Origin of the sequence: Helcococcus sueciensis DSM 17243 (genome assembly GCF_000423145.1) — a bacterium.
Lineage (GTDB): Bacteria > Bacillota > Clostridia > Tissierellales > Peptoniphilaceae > Helcococcus > Helcococcus sueciensis.
This window is the reverse complement of sequence record NZ_AUHK01000009.1, coordinates 33,023-48,283: the sequence shown is the minus strand read 5'-3', so window position 1 is coordinate 48,283 and position 15,261 is coordinate 33,023. Positions and strand designations below refer to the sequence as shown.

Here is a 15,261-nt window from a genome sequence, read left to right as displayed (position 1 = left end):
AATTTTCTTATTTATTAAGTTTAGTGACGGCTATCTTTATATTTCCCTTATATTATTTGAGGCAGCTTTCTTAAGTCTATTCATAATGCTTAATCCTAAACCTTTTTCTTCCACCCCTCTTACCACTATTAATTCTACACCATTTTCATCCATTTTTCTAAAAGATTTAAATAGAATTTTAGCCATAGTGGATAAATTATTTTTTGATCCCATATAGATTATATTTTCATTATCATATTGATCCCTATCATTATCAAAAGTCATTATCCCAACGTTTTTTTGCGAAGATAATATGTTCTTTACTTCTTTTCTAAAAGAATCATCATCTCCCATCAATACAATAACTTTTGCATTTGGTGCATAATGCTTATACTTTTGTCCAGGAGACTTTGGAACTTCTCCCTCTTTTAATATAGCATTATCTATTTCTATTTTTTCAAAATATTGTTCTAAATATTCTTTTGTATAAAATCCTGGTCTTAAAATCTTAGGTATATCTTGTGATAAATCAAGTACTGTTGACTCAATTCCTATATCACTTGCACCACCATCTATAATTGCATCAATCCTTCCATCCATATCTTCAAATACATCTTGTGCATTTGTTGGAGATGGCTTTGTTGAAAGATTTGCCGAAGGAGCTGCAAGTGGTGTCCCACATAAATATATAAACGCTCTTGTAATATCTAACCTTGGCATTCTTATCGCTACAGTATCTAGACCAGCTGAAATTTCATCAGGAATAATTTCAGATTTTTTAAGTATTACTGTAAGAGGACCTGGCCAAAGCTTTGAAAGTATTTCTAAATGTTTTTTATCTATTTCTTTAATTAATCTATGGATTTCGTCTATTCTTGAAATATGCAAAATTAAAGGATTATCCATAGGTCTATTTTTCGCTTCAAATATTTTTCTTATAGCTTTTTTATTTAATCCATCAGCTGCAAGTCCATATACTGTCTCCGTTGGAATAGCAACAAGACCACCATTTTTGATAATATCTGCTGCTTCTATTAAATTTTCTTTATCTGTATTAAATATCTTAGTCTTCATCTTCATAATGCCACGAATCAACATCTTCAATTAAATATTTTGCATCTACTTTATTAAATTCGTCCTTTTCTAATAAATAATTGGGGTCTGCATGTATACTTAAAGTAATTTCCATCTCTTTGTATACTTTCATCTCAACTTGATGAAGTATTTTATGCATAGTATAAGTATCTATATTAGCTGGAACCTCTACATGGCAAGAACCATAGAGTTTTCTCCTACCATATTCATGAATTTCAATTTGATGCACACCTTTTATATATTTTCCCTCTAATATAATTTCTGTCATCGCTTCAATAGTTTCTTGAGGTATTTCTTTCCCCATAAGTTTGTTTCCTATTTCTAAAAATATCTCTATACCTGATTTTAATACTACTATAGAAATTACTATCCCAACATAAGGGTCTATATTTATATTAAAATTTTTACCTACAATAACAGATATCAATACTAATGATGTTGCTAATACATCATTCATCGAGTCAACTGAAACCATTTTATTTAGAGTGCTTCCAGACATTTTATATGCCTTTACATTATAAAAGTACATATATAATTTTAATAATATTGAGATTACTAAAATTACTGCCATATATATGGAAATCTCTAATACTTTAGGATTGAATATATTCTTTATAGATGTCTTTAATAATTCAAATCCTACAAGTATTATGAATATACCAACTATTAAAGATGCAATATATTCTGTTCTTCCATGTCCATATGGATGTTCTTTATCTGCTGGTTTTGCTGCTATTTTTGTTCCGACTATTGTTACGAGTGATGACATGCTATCAGATAAATTATTTATAGCATCGGATATAATCGCAACTGAATTGGACATAAAACCAATTATTATTTTTAGTAAGAATATCAATAAATTTATAGAAAGACCCATTACTCCCGTTAAAACTACAAGCTTTTCTCTATTTTTAACATCATTAAAATTTCTGGATTTTATAAATTTATCAATTAAAAAATTTAACATATTTACCTATTTCATGCTATCTATTAATTTTTTTAGTTCCTTTGCACTATCTACAATATAATCAGGATTATATTCTTCTAAAAAATCTCTATCTCTAAATCCCCATGTAACAGCTATCATTTTCATCTCTGCATTTTTAGCTGTTTTGATGTCTACTTCACTATCTCCTATATAAATAGCATCATCTTTTGATATTCCCATTTTATCCAACATATTTAAAAGAATCTCTGGATTTGGCTTTGCTGGATGTCCTTCTACTTGACCTAAAATATCATCAAATAAATCTTCACCAAACTTTTCCTTCATAAGAGGTCTTAAAACTGAATCTGGCTTGTTTGAATATGCGATTATTTTATATCCCTCATCCCTTAATTCTTTAATTAATTCAGTAATACCTTCATAAGGCTTTGTGAGACTTCCGTCGTCGTTATTATATCTTTGAATATAATCTTTCAAAATTTCTTCAGTGACCTTTTTATCATAAAAATGATTATATGGGAATATAAGTGCTTGTTCAATAAGATAATATGATCCATACCCCAACGCTTTTTTCATATACTCTTTATCATCCACTTTATAAAACCCATTTTCATAAAGTGTTTCATTTACCACATGAATAATTGAATCAAGTGTATCAAGTATTGTTCCGTCTACATCAAATGCTATTAATTTCATTTTTTCTCCTAAATTCATATAATCCTATAGCCGTTGCTATTGGCAGATTCAAACTATCTACATCTTCAGATTGAGGAATAAATACCTTTTTACCATATCTTTCAAAATCTTTAGGAAGTCCTGCTCCCTCATTTCCCATTACCAATGTAAAAGGTTTTTCTATTTTAGTGTTGTATATACTGTCTTCTTCATCATTTGAAAGCATAAAAAGATATAGATTATTTTTATATTTTTCAATATATTCTTCCATATTATTAAAAATGGAAAATCTTATTTTAAATATTGCACCCATTGAAGCTCTTATTACTTTTGGATTATAAATATCTACGACATTACCTATTAATGCCAAATCTTTTACTCCAAATGCTAACATTGATCTAATTATCGTGCCTAGATTTCCCATATCGGATATATCATGTAAAATAACATGATTTTCTCCCGCTATTATTTCATTGTTTTCTTTTAAAAATATTCCGATTACATATGTATTTTCTTTTTTTGATAATTTTCTTATCTGATTTGGAGCAAATTCATAAGGAATATCTCTTTTATTTAGTTCCATTATCAATTTATCTTTATCAGTAAATTTATCGTCAATAAAAACCATTTCTACTTTTTTACCACTTTTTATAAGCTCCCAAGTAGGAAATGCTCCCTGTGCATATGTATATATTTCTTTTTTTGAATATTTCTTATATTTTCTCATTATTCCTCTTTGAAATTATTTTATCTTAATAATTATATCACTATGAGTAAATTTTTCTAGTTTTACAATTATCTTTTATACTTTCAAATTAACAAAAAACACTAATTTGTGATAAAATTAGATTAATTACGGAGGTTAATATGAATTCAAAAAGAAATTTAAGTCTACTTATGGACTTTTATGAATTAACTATGGCAAATGCATATTTTGTCAATGACTATAAAGATAAAATCGCTCATTATGATTTATATTATAGAACAGCACCGGATGGAGCTGTATTTGCAATTGCTTCAGGACTTGACAGTGTAATAGACTATATAGAAAATTTACATTTTTCAAAAGAAGATATTGAATTTTTAAGATCAAAAAATCTTTTCAATGATGAATTTTTAGAATATCTAGAAAACTTCAAATTTGAATGTGATATAAGAGCTGTTAAAGAAGGTTCTATTATATTTCCGAATGAACCTATTATGACAATTAGAGGACCTTTTATCCAAGCTCAATTACTCGAAACTATGCTACTTATTTTAATAAATCATCAATCAATGATTGCTACAAAAGCAAGTAGAATCGTTAGATCTTCTGAAGGTAGAACCGTTTTAGAATTTGGTTCAAGAAGAGCACATGGAGCTGATGCCGCAAACTATGGAGCAAGAGCTGCATATATTGTTGGGGCTGCAGGAAGTGCAAATACTTTGGCTGACTATATGTACAGAGTACCTGCTTCCGGTACAATGGCTCATTCATGGGTTCAATCCTTTGATACTGAATACGAAGCATTTGAAGTTTATGCTAAGACTTATCCAGATGCTACAGTGCTATTAGTTGATACTTATAATACATTGAAAACTGGTATACCAAATGCTATCAAAGTATTTGACAATGTACTTAAACCTTTAGGAAAAAGACCTGTTGGAATTAGGCTTGACTCTGGTGACTTAGCTTATTTATCTAAGAAAGCAAGAGTTATGCTTGATGAAGCTGGTTATGAAGATTGTAAAATTATTGTCTCTTCTTCATTAGATGAATTTAAAGTAAAGGATATTATTCATCAAGGTGGACAAATAGACTCTTTTGGTGTAGGTGAAAGACTTATAACTTCAAAATCAAATCCTGTATTTGGTGGGGTCTATAAACTAGTCGCTGTTGAAAAAAATGGAGAAGTTATACCAAGAATAAAAATTTCAGAAAATATTGAAAAAATAACTACACCAGGTGTAAAACAAGTTTATAGAATTTATGATGATCAAACAAATAAAGCTAAAGCTGATTTGATTACACTTATCGACGAAGAAATAAATGAAAATGAACCTCTTACAATATTCCATCCTCTTTACACTTGGAAGAGAAAAACTATTAATAATTTCTATGTAAAACCTCTGCTTGAAACAATTTACGAAAAAGGTAAACTTGTTTATGAAAGACCTGATATTGAAGAAATAAGAGCATATCATGAAAAAGAAATGACTACTCTTTGGGAAGAACACACAAGACTTGATCAACCACAAATTTATAAAGTCGATTTATCTCAAAAACTTTGGGATTTGAAAAATGATTTATTAAATAAAGCAAAAAATAATATTGATTAGTGAGGGTTTATGATTTATACAGTTACACTTAATCCAGCTTTGGATATTATATATACAAGTAATGATTTTAATATGGAATCTTACACTCCATCAGATACAACATACAAATTTCCTGGTGGTAAAGCACTTAATGTTACTAGAATGCTTGCAAAACTCAATGTTCCAAGTATAGCAACAGGTTTTTTAGGTGGTTTCACTGGTGATTTCGTTCAAAAATTTTTAACTGATGTTGAAATCTATAATGAATTTATAGAAATTGAAGATGATACTCGTATTAATGTTAGATTAAGAACTAAAGATAAAAATGTTACAATTGCAGGTGTTAATCCAAGTGTACCAGAAAGAGCTATTCAAGATTTACTCTTTTTACTTGCTCAGATTAGAGAAGGAGACATTTTGGTAATGGGAGGATCTATCCCCAAAAATGTGAGTCCAGATATTTATTCAAGAATTGCTGAAATTTGTAAATCAAACAAAGCAGAATTTGTAGTAGATGTTCCACCTCAACAAATGCTCGACTTATTAAAATATAAACCTCTTTTAATTAAGCCTAATATAGAAAATTTAGCTCATATGTTTGATTTAGATGAAATTACAAATGAATTAGACATAATAAAATACGGTAATAAATGTATTGGATTAGGAGCTAAAAATGTAATCGTATCTGTAGGTGAAGATGGAGCATACCTATTCACTGAAAAAGGTGAAGCTTTCAGATCTTATGGAGTAAAAGGAAAAGAAGTAAATTCATTTAATTCTAGAGACGCTATGATTGGTGGATTCTTAGCAGTTTATATGAAGACACAAGATCCTATGGAATCTTTTAGAATGGCTTCAGCTTGTGCGTCAGCTACAGCTTTTGTAGAAGATTTAGCCGATATGAATCTTACTGAAGAAATATACGATGAAACTATAGTAGAAGAAATTAAGTTGAGTTAATATGAAAAAAACATTTTTATTATCTTTAGTTTTATTACTTGTTGCATGTTCACCAAGTAATGAAACTGAAGAGAGTGTAGTTGAGACTAAAATTGAAGAATCTTCCTTAGAAACAGAAGGCTCAGAAACTATAGCCGAAACTATAATCGAAACTGAAGAAGAATTGACTAAGGAAGAATTAATTTTGGCAGATATTGCTAAGGCTGAAGTAGAATACTACGGTCTTGAAAAATACTATTCAAGAGCACGTATTTTTAATATGCTCACAAACGATGAAAAAACTTCTCAATCATTCAGTAAAAAAATTGCCAACTATGCCATAGATAAAGCTAATATTGATTTTAAGAAAAATGCTCTATCTACCGCTTCTATTTATGCCTATGATAATTGGTGGTCATTTGAATATATAGAATCAGTACTAAAAAATGATGATTTATTTACTGATGAAGAAGTAAAATACGCTATGGATAATTTAGATGATGTAGAGTATTAATAAAAGAAACATCTGTCGGAAATATACCAACAGATGTTTCTTTTTTTATGCTTATATTTTTTTTATTCTTCAATTCTCTCAAAATTTTGAATAGATACATATTTATCTTCTTGTTTAATTTTTCTAACTCTTTTGTTAAATTCTATTCTTTTTAACCATACTTGTTTTTTGCATTGATTACATTCTAATTTAAAGTCAACTCCCGTTCTTAATATAATCCACTCATTAGCGCCACATGCATGTGGTTTCTTAAGTTTTACTATATCTCCTAATCTATATTCCATTATTTTTCCTTTAAATTAGATATATTTACACCATTTTCACTTAACACATTTAGAATTTCTCTTCTAAGCTCTCTCTGTGCTACAAAGTGTAAACCATTTTTTGTATATGTTTGGATTAAAACTTTATAGCCAAAATTGTTGAATTCTTGAATTCCTAGTACTTCTGGAACAGCTATAAAATTATCACTTTTTTCAAAAATTTGTTTAGCTGCTTGGTTTAATAAACTTTCAATTATTTCATATTTTGTATTATCTGAAATTATTACTTCAACTACTGCTCTAGATTGATTTATAGAATGATTTATTACAAGAGAAATTTCTCCATTTGGAATTATAATTTCCTTACCATCTATATCTCTAAGCTTTGTAAGTCTAAGACCTATAAATTCAACAGTTCCACCAATTGAATTTATTGTCACATAATCTCCTATATTAAATTGATTTTCAATTAAAATAAAAGCTCCGGATATTACATCTTTTATTATTGATTGAGCAGCGAAAGCTATCGCCATACCACCAATCCCTGCTACTGCAAGTATTGAGCTTGTATTTATATTAAATACATTCAATATAGCTGTTATTGAAAGAAAATATATTACAACATTTATAAAGTTTTTAGCTACTAAAGATACTGTATTTATCTTGTTACTAAATGCTTTCTTTTCAATAGTCTTCTTTATTGTTTTTTCAAATACCAAATTAGCTATAAAAATTGCCAATGCAGTTATAACCAGTATCACTATAACGCTTGTTAATCTTTCCAATATTAATTTTTCATCTAAATTTGATGTATTGTTATAAAAATCTGTCATTTCCGCTCCTTATTAAATTTATACTTAAAATATATTAATAGTATTTATATACTGTTAATAAGCATTTATCTTTTCAATTCTATTTCCAAATATTAAATAATAAGAATCTTCATTTGAGGTATATGATATATTTCCTGCTATTGGTGTTTCTATTATATTTGAATTTTGATAAACTTTAAGGCTATCTTTTCCTAAAATCACGATAGAATTTTTCCTTATTGAAAGGTCTATCGCTTCCATATCTAATAATTTTTGATCTATTAAATCTAAATTCAAATCAAATATTTTTAATTTTCCATTATCGGCAACTGCAATCTTCTCATTATCATTATCGATATTGGAAATATTTTCCAAAACTACTTTTTTACTAATTTTATTATCATCAATTTTATAAATATATCTATTAGAAACAAAGTATGTACTATTTTGAATTATAAATGTATCAATAAAAATCTCGCTATTTGTCTGAAGGTTAAATCCTTCTTCATTTCCTTTTATACTTATCTTTGAATTTACTATTCCTTCTTTTAATTTCATTTCGATTATTGATGTAATATTTGATTTATAATCTATATCTACTGGATTAGATAAGTTCTCAAAGATTGTAATATCAGATAAATTAGGCTTTTTAATTAGTATTGAATCTTTTGTAAATAAATATAGTTTATCATCTTCAAATCTTGAAAATTCAATCTCTTGCTCAATATCTATAGATTTTTTCTCTTTAGCATCTTCTCTATTTATCATAGAAATTTTGCCATTATTATGAATTATATAAATATATTTATCATAAATAATATTATTTACATCTTTTAACTCAATTTTAAATAAGTTTTTCTCTTTATCATATCCTTCAAAACTTGAATCTCTTAGATAATAATATTTATCATCAATTACTCCATAAAATTTATTTTCTGGATCTAAATCTACATCAAAATATTCAACATCTGAACTTAAAGTATTAAATTGTATTGTTTTTATTAAGAAATAAGCTAAAACTATAGCAATAATTAACGCTAAAATCTTAAATATTAAATATTTATCTTTCATAATATCCTTTTAAAAAAATAAGAAATAACCCAAAACAATTATACCAAGTATAATTCTGTAATAACCAAATATTTTGAAATCATGCTTTTGAATATATGACAAGAACTTCTTAATTACTACATAAGCCACTATAAATGATAAAACAAAACCTAATGCAATAAGAGCCCATTGAGACATTGTTAGTGATCCTATCTTCAATAATTTAAGAAGAGTTGCACCTATCATGGTTGGTATTGCAAGGAAAAATGAGAAATCTGCTGCTGCAGTCCTATTAAGTCCCAATATCATTGCTCCAATTATTGTAGCTGCAGATCTTGAAGTACCTGGCCACATAGCTAAAACTTGGAAACATCCAATTAATAAAGCTGTCTTAAAATCAATTTTAAAAACATCTTCAATTTTAAAATTCTTTTTATTTTCATTTCTTTTTTCTATAAATATAATTACTAAACCATAAAATATTAGAGCTGCTGCAACCGGAATCGGTTTAAACAATAAAGCGTCTATTGTATCGTCTAATAATACTCCAAGCACAGCTGCTGGGATTGTTGCTACAATTATTTTTACCCATAACATTGCTGTTTTGTTGTGGTTAAACCAAAAATAAACTCTGTTTATAAAACCTTTAAATCCACTCATTTTCTCAATTTTAGCTGGAAGTTTTTCCTCCATTTTATCTTTAGTAAAAGGATTTAATCTATTAAAATATATCGCAATTACTGATAATATCGCTCCAAGTTGAATGATTACCATAAAGGAATTTGAAAAACTTTCAGGTTCAAGACCTACAAATTCATTAGCCAGTATTAAGTGTCCTGTTGATGAAACAGGTAAAAACTCTGTAATTCCTTCAATTATACTGAGTATAATAACTTTTATTATTTCTATCATATTTACTCCTACTTGTGATAAGGTTCATTTCTTATTATTTTGAATGCCCTATAAATTTGTTCAATTAATATTACTCTCATAAGTTGATGCGGAAATGTCATCTTAGAAAATGATAATTTATAATTAGATTTGTTTTTAAGTTCTTGTGACATCCCATAAGAACTTCCTATTAAAAATGTAATATTTGAATATCCCTCGATAGTTATATCTTCAATTTTTTTAGATAAATCTTCAGAATTTAATTGTTTACCTTCGATAACTAGTGCAATTAAATATGATCTATCTTTAATTTTAGATTCAATAATTTCTCTTTCTTTTTCTAGACCATAGTTTATTTGTGATAATGAAGGATTATTTGGAAGCTTGTATTCATCAACTTCTATAATATTTAAATCAGTGTATGGCGCTAATCTTTTTGAATATTCTTTTATAGCATCAATATAGTATTTCTCTTTTATAGATCCAACGCAAATAATATCTATATTCATGAATAATTTCCTCCAAGATCGATAATTTTACCAACTTGGTATTCTTTTGCTATATCCAATATAATTTCTTTTCCTACCTTTAATCCCTTTGATTCAAGAGTTGAAGTCATGTTTTTTCTTGCTATCTCTTCTGTATTATTATTTTTACTCAAATGTCCTAAAATCAAATGTTCTCCATTTCCTGAAACTATTTCATCCATTATTTCTGACGCTAAATCATTTGATAAATGTCCAAAATCACTTTTTATTCTCATCTTTAAATCGTATGAATATGGTCCATTAAGAAGCATATCCATATCATGATTTGATTCAAGAATTAATATATCTGAATGTTTAACCGCATCTACAATAGTATTTGAAACTATGCCTGTATCAGTTAATATACTTATTTTTTGATTTCTTTGATAAAACACAAAAAACACTGGATCTTTAGCATCGTGAAAAGTACTAAGATTATGAACATCTAAATCTCTGAAATTAAAAAAAGTATTTGATTTAAATACATTTATATTATGGGATTCTATTTTCCCAATCTTTTTTTGCATAGAAAGCCATGTTGCTTCATTTGCAAATATTGGCAAATTAAATTTTCGGCTTAAAACTCCAACACCTTTTACATGGTCTATATGTTCATGAGTTACAAAAATAGCATTTAATTCATAAGGATTTATTCCCGCTTCTTGCATTAATGTAATAGCTAATTTACCTGTAAGACCACAATCAACTAATAATTTTGTCTTATCTGATTCAACATATATACAATTTCCAGATGAACCCGATGACAATGTAACTATTTTCATATCTCCCCCATTTCCTATATATTTTATCTATTATAGATTAATATTTCAATTAATTTATAATATCTCTAGTTTCCGCTTTAATAATAAGCTCTATATTACTCCTTTTTATCATCATATTAAATTATAATAATCATCTTGTATTAATTTATACAATCCTATATAATGTATGTAACTCCTAGGGGAGTAGCTTATATTATTTAGTCGTCAGTACGGATATATCCCGGCTAAATACCGAAAGGAAGCAAGACCTAGTTAAGTATAGGTCTTTTTTTATTTTAAATATGGAGGTTATATGGAAAAGTACTATCTTAATAAAAAAGATGATATTCTAAAAGATTTGAATTCAGATCAAAAAAATGGATTATCATCACAAGAAGCAAAGCAAAGGCTTGAAAAATATGGTCCAAATGCTCTTGCAGAAAAAAAAGGTAAATCTTTTTTCGCAAAATTGATTGAGCAATTATTAGATCCAATGGTAATTATACTTCTAGTTGCAGCGGCTGTTTCATCACTTCAAGGTGATATGGTCGAAACTTTAATAATATTAGCAATAGTAGTATTAAATTCTGGACTTAGCTTGTATCAAGAAGGAAAGGCAGAAAATTCCTTAAAAGCTTTACAAAATATGTCTGCTCCTCATGCAAAAGTAATAAGAGATGGTAGAATACAATCTGTTCCAGCTCATGACTTAGTTCCTGGAGATATCGTAAGTTTAGAAACTGGAGATATTGTTCCAGCAGATATTAGGCTTTTAGACAGTCAAAATCTATCTTCAGATGAATCATCTCTAACAGGTGAATCAGTTCCTGTAGATAAGGACTCAAATATCGAATTAGAAAATGATGTAGAAATTGGTGATAGAACAAATTATTTACATTCTTCTTCAATAATTACTAGAGGAAGAGGAATTGGTATTGTCGCAAATACTGGTCATAACACAGAAATAGGGAAAATAGCGACAAATATTCAATCTACTGAGGAAGAAGCTTCTCCTTTACAGTTAAAACTTGCAAAACTATCTAAAACATTGGGTTATTTAGTAGTTGGAGTTTCAATAATTGTATTTATTGTAGGACTTTTAAGACCAGATTTATCTGTTTTAGACTCACTTATGACAGCTGTATCTCTTGCAGTAGCAGCTATTCCAGAAGGACTTGCTGCAGTTGTAACTATTGTACTTTCAATAGGTATGAACAGAATGTCTAAGAAAAATGCTATTGTAAAAAAACTACTTGCTGTAGAAACTTTAGGAACTACTACATTTATCGCTTCTGATAAAACTGGTACTCTTACACAAAATGAAATGACTGTTAAAACAATATTCACAAATAATCAACATTTTGATGTAGAGGGTGTAGGTTATTCTCCAGAAGGTGATATTACATCAAATGAACAAAAAGTTAATATTTCTGAAAATAAAGAATTAGAAGTGTTAATAACTGCGGCATCTTTAGATTCAGATGCTAAATTAAAACATGAAAATAATAAATGGGATATTATTGGTGATCCTACAGAAGGTGCATTAATTACTTTATCTGAAAAAGCAGGTCTTTCAAACGAAACATTAAATGATGAATTTAAGAGAGTTAAAGAATATCCATTTGATTCAACAAGAAAAATGATGACTACTTTCCATGAAAATTATTTTGATGATAAATTTGTTTCCTTTACAAAAGGTGCCCCTGATATAATGATTGATAAATCATCCAAAATTATTTTAAATGGTGAAGTCGTTGATTTTACTCCAGAATTAAAACAAGAACTATTAGATAAAAACAATGAATATGCTAGACAAGCACTAAGAGTATTAGCTTTTTCTTATCGAACTTGGGATAAACTTCCTGAAGATAAAGATCCAGACAATATAGAATCAGATATGATATTTATCGGACTTACAGGAATGATTGATCCAGCAAGACCAGAAGCAAAAGAAGCTATTAAAGAGTGTAAAACTGCTGGTATTATACCTATGATGATCACTGGTGACTATTTAGAAACTGCTCTTGCTATCGGTAAAGATCTTGGTATTGCAGATAGTGATGATCAAGCTATCATGGGTAAAGAACTAAATAATATGACTCCAGAACAATTAAGAGAAATTGTTAAAACAAAAAGAGTATTTGCCAGAGTTTCTCCAGAAAATAAGGTACAAATAGTTACCGCACTTAAAGAAAATGGAGAAATCACAGCAATGACGGGTGACGGTGTAAATGATGCGCCAGCAATTAAAAAAGCAGACATTGGTATTGCAATGGGTATTACAGGTACAGATGTTGCAAAAGGAACTGCTGAAGTTATACTTACAGATGATAATTTCGCTACAATAGTAAACGCTGTTGAAGAAGGTAGAATTATTTATGCAAATATTAAGAAATTCGTATCATTCTTACTAACATGTAATATAGGTGAAGTTTTAATTATGCTTATTGCAATGGTGGTTGGAGCTCCAATACCTCTAACAGTTATTCAATTATTATGGTTAAACCTAGTTACTGACTCATTCCCTGCATTAGCACTCGGTGTTGAAAAAGGTGAACCAGATATTATGAATAATCCACCACGTAAAACTGATGAACAAATCATTGATAAAACTATTATAGATAATATAATTGTTCAAGCTATTGCAATTACAGTTTCAACTCTTGGAGCATTCTACATTTCATTAAACTATTTACATGCAGGTGAATCAGGAGAAATCCAATTGCACGCAGCTCAAACAGTAGCATTTATCACACTTATTCTTGCAGAACTTTTAAGAGCATTCTCTGCAAGATCAGAAAAATATACATTATTTGAACTTGGTATATTTACAAATAAAAGCTTAGTACATGCCTTTATAGGATCATTCATACTAACTCTTTTAGTTGTATATCTTCCATTTGTTCAAGATATTTTCAATTCAGTACCACTTAGATTAATTGATTGGGCTGTTATAATACCATTTGCATTCTTACCATTTGTAGTTGGTGAAATACACAAATTAATAGAAAGAAAATTAAACTAATATAAATCGATTATTATAAACAAAAAAAAGTTAGCGTATCTAAATAACTGATACACTAATTTTTTTATTTTTAATTAAATTTCTTCAGTATTAAAAATCTTCCCTATAACCAATGATACTAACATCATTATAAATGTTGGTATTACCCACTCCAATGAATAATTATATAAAGGTAATTTTGATAATATATTATTAAATATTTCTGTTTTTATTCCAAACGCATTTAATCCTTGAATTATAGCTATTATTACTGTTGTATAAATTGTTAGTCTATAGGATATTCTCTTAAATTTAAATACATCTTGGAATAAACATAATAAAATAATTACAAGAGCTACAGGGTTTAAAGCTATAAGTATTGGAACTGAGAATTTCAATATTTCATTTAGACCAAAATTAGCAAGTACTAATGAAATTAATGTAAAAAGTATAGCCCATGTCTTATATTGTGTTTTTGTTATTTCTGCAAAATACTGGCCTACTGATGTTATAAGCCCAACAACTGTTGTTAAACAAGCTAGAGTAAATATAAGCCCTATTACTATTAGTCCAAATGCTCCAAATATATTGTTAGTAACTTTAAATAATACTTCTCCACCATTACTTATATTTGAATATGTCCCTGATGTAATCATACCTATATATGCAATCATTGCATATATTGTAAATAATATTCCACCAGATATAAAACTTGCATATGTTGTATATTTTATCTTATCTGATTCTTTATTTATCATATAATTACTAAAAGTTAATAGTATTACTACACCAAAATTAATTGAAACAAGTCCATCCATTGTATTATAACCTTCAATGAATCCTTTAATTACAGGACTTTGATATGATGAATCTACATCTCCGATATTAACTGGTATTTTAAAAATTGCACCAAAAAATAATAATATAATTAAAGCAAGTAATATCGGTGTTAAAGCCTTTCCAATTCTATCTACTAATTTGCTTGGTTGTAAACTTAAGAATAATGATATAGCAAAAAAGATTAATGTATATACTAAAAGCCATAATTTAATATTTGGATTTCCTGGGAAATATTGTCCTATTGACATTTCAAACGCTAAACTTGCATTTCTAGGAATAGCAATTCCTGGTCCAACAGAAAGATAAATAAGAACTGGATAAATAATTGCAAATAAAGGTCCTACTCTTCTTGATAATTTAGTTGGTCCATCCGCTTTGATAACTGCTATAATTCCAAGTACAGGAAATATAATCGCTGTAAGTGTAAATCCTAAAAGTGCTTTCCACATATTTGGACCAGCTAAATGTCCAAGCATTGGTGGAAATATTAAATTCCCCGACCCAAAAAACATCGAGAAAAGAAGTAATGCTATACTAACAAATTCTTTTTTTGTTAAATTTCTTTTCATAAATCCTCCTAATCTATCAGACTATTTTACTCTAATATTTATTTATATAGAATTAATATTAATTATATATGTAATATAATCTGTATTTTTTATTAAAT

General features: G+C 28.1%; 15 protein-coding genes. 4 read left to right on the top strand and 11 right to left on the bottom strand.

Features of this window, described 5'->3' with window-relative positions; genetic code table 11:
• Window positions 1-36 precede the first annotated feature (36 nt).
• From G534_RS0103795 to G534_RS0103780, 4 genes are read right to left on the bottom strand one after another with little or no spacing between them, the layout of a single operon-like run.
• A complete protein-coding gene (locus G534_RS0103795) occupies window positions 37-1,053 on the bottom strand; it encodes an L-threonylcarbamoyladenylate synthase (protein ID WP_027347941.1) in 1,017 nt (338 codons plus the stop codon).
• Window positions 1,043-2,041 (bottom strand): cation diffusion facilitator family transporter, encoded by a 999-nt coding sequence (locus tag G534_RS0103790; protein WP_027347940.1) that lies wholly within the window; start codon window positions 2,039-2,041, stop codon window positions 1,043-1,045. Before G534_RS0103790 ends, G534_RS0103795 begins: the two co-directional genes overlap by 11 nt.
• A 6-nt stretch (window positions 2,042-2,047) precedes the next feature.
• Window positions 2,048-2,716: an HAD family hydrolase gene (locus G534_RS0103785; protein ID WP_034595951.1), complete on the bottom strand. Its 669-nt coding sequence runs from the start codon at window positions 2,714-2,716 to the stop codon at window positions 2,048-2,050.
• The gene (locus tag G534_RS0103780; RefSeq protein WP_027347938.1) at window positions 2,697-3,422 is read right to left on the bottom strand and encodes a TrmH family RNA methyltransferase; all 726 of its coding nucleotides are present in this window, start codon (window positions 3,420-3,422) and stop codon (window positions 2,697-2,699) included. The genes G534_RS0103785 and G534_RS0103780 overlap by 20 nt, the downstream gene beginning before the upstream one ends.
• 140 nt (window positions 3,423-3,562) lie before the next feature.
• On the opposite strand from G534_RS0103780, the gene G534_RS0103775 reads away from it, so the two are divergent.
• From G534_RS0103775 to G534_RS08400, 3 genes are read left to right on the top strand one after another with little or no spacing between them, the layout of a single operon-like run.
• Window positions 3,563-5,014, top strand: coding sequence for a nicotinate phosphoribosyltransferase (locus G534_RS0103775; RefSeq protein WP_027347937.1), 1,452 nt, complete (start codon window positions 3,563-3,565; stop codon window positions 5,012-5,014).
• A 9-nt stretch (window positions 5,015-5,023) separates the two neighbouring features.
• The gene (locus G534_RS0103770; RefSeq protein ID WP_027347936.1) at window positions 5,024-5,953 is read left to right on the top strand and encodes a 1-phosphofructokinase family hexose kinase; all 930 of its coding nucleotides are present in this window, start codon (window positions 5,024-5,026) and stop codon (window positions 5,951-5,953) included.
• A gap of 1 nt (window position 5,954) precedes the next feature.
• The gene (locus G534_RS08400) at window positions 5,955-6,446 is read left to right on the top strand and encodes an Ltp family lipoprotein (protein ID WP_051177413.1); all 492 of its coding nucleotides are present in this window, start codon (window positions 5,955-5,957) and stop codon (window positions 6,444-6,446) included.
• 62 nt (window positions 6,447-6,508) lie between these two features.
• On the opposite strand, the gene G534_RS0103760 is transcribed toward G534_RS08400, so the two are convergent.
• The 6 genes from G534_RS0103760 to G534_RS0103735 are packed head-to-tail and all read right to left on the bottom strand — an operon-like array spanning window position 6,509 to window position 10,771.
• Window positions 6,509-6,730 carry a DUF951 domain-containing protein gene (locus tag G534_RS0103760; RefSeq protein WP_084510055.1) on the bottom strand — a complete coding sequence of 74 codons (222 nt, stop codon included), beginning with the start codon at window positions 6,728-6,730 and terminating at the stop codon, window positions 6,509-6,511.
• Window positions 6,730-7,542 carry a mechanosensitive ion channel family protein gene (locus tag G534_RS07850; RefSeq protein ID WP_051177412.1) on the bottom strand — a complete coding sequence of 271 codons (813 nt, stop codon included), beginning with the start codon at window positions 7,540-7,542 and terminating at the stop codon, window positions 6,730-6,732. The genes G534_RS0103760 and G534_RS07850 overlap by 1 nt, the downstream gene beginning before the upstream one ends.
• A 54-nt stretch (window positions 7,543-7,596) precedes the next feature.
• Window positions 7,597-8,592, bottom strand: coding sequence for a hypothetical protein (locus tag G534_RS0103750; RefSeq protein WP_027347934.1), 996 nt, complete (start codon window positions 8,590-8,592; stop codon window positions 7,597-7,599).
• 9 nt (window positions 8,593-8,601) lie between these two features.
• Window positions 8,602-9,483 carry an undecaprenyl-diphosphate phosphatase gene (locus G534_RS0103745; RefSeq protein WP_027347933.1) on the bottom strand — a complete coding sequence of 294 codons (882 nt, stop codon included), beginning with the start codon at window positions 9,481-9,483 and terminating at the stop codon, window positions 8,602-8,604.
• A gap of 8 nt (window positions 9,484-9,491) precedes the next feature.
• Window positions 9,492-9,971 (bottom strand): 23S rRNA (pseudouridine(1915)-N(3))-methyltransferase RlmH, encoded by a 480-nt coding sequence (gene rlmH / locus G534_RS0103740; protein WP_027347932.1) that lies wholly within the window; start codon window positions 9,969-9,971, stop codon window positions 9,492-9,494.
• Window positions 9,968-10,771, bottom strand: coding sequence for an MBL fold metallo-hydrolase (locus tag G534_RS0103735; RefSeq protein ID WP_027347931.1), 804 nt, complete (start codon window positions 10,769-10,771; stop codon window positions 9,968-9,970). The genes rlmH and G534_RS0103735 overlap by 4 nt, the downstream gene beginning before the upstream one ends.
• Window positions 10,772-11,063: 292 nt before the next feature.
• Here G534_RS0103735 and G534_RS0103730 point away from each other — a divergent pair, with 292 nt between their 5' ends.
• On the top strand, window positions 11,064-13,775 hold the full coding sequence (locus G534_RS0103730; RefSeq protein WP_027347930.1) for a cation-translocating P-type ATPase: 2,712 nt from the start codon (window positions 11,064-11,066) through the stop codon (window positions 13,773-13,775).
• A gap of 74 nt (window positions 13,776-13,849) precedes the next feature.
• Here G534_RS0103730 and brnQ read toward each other — a convergent pair whose 3' ends face one another.
• A complete protein-coding gene (gene brnQ / locus G534_RS0103725) occupies window positions 13,850-15,163 on the bottom strand; it encodes a branched-chain amino acid transport system II carrier protein (protein ID WP_027347929.1) in 1,314 nt (437 codons plus the stop codon).
• Between the last annotated feature and the right edge of the window lie 98 nt (window positions 15,164-15,261).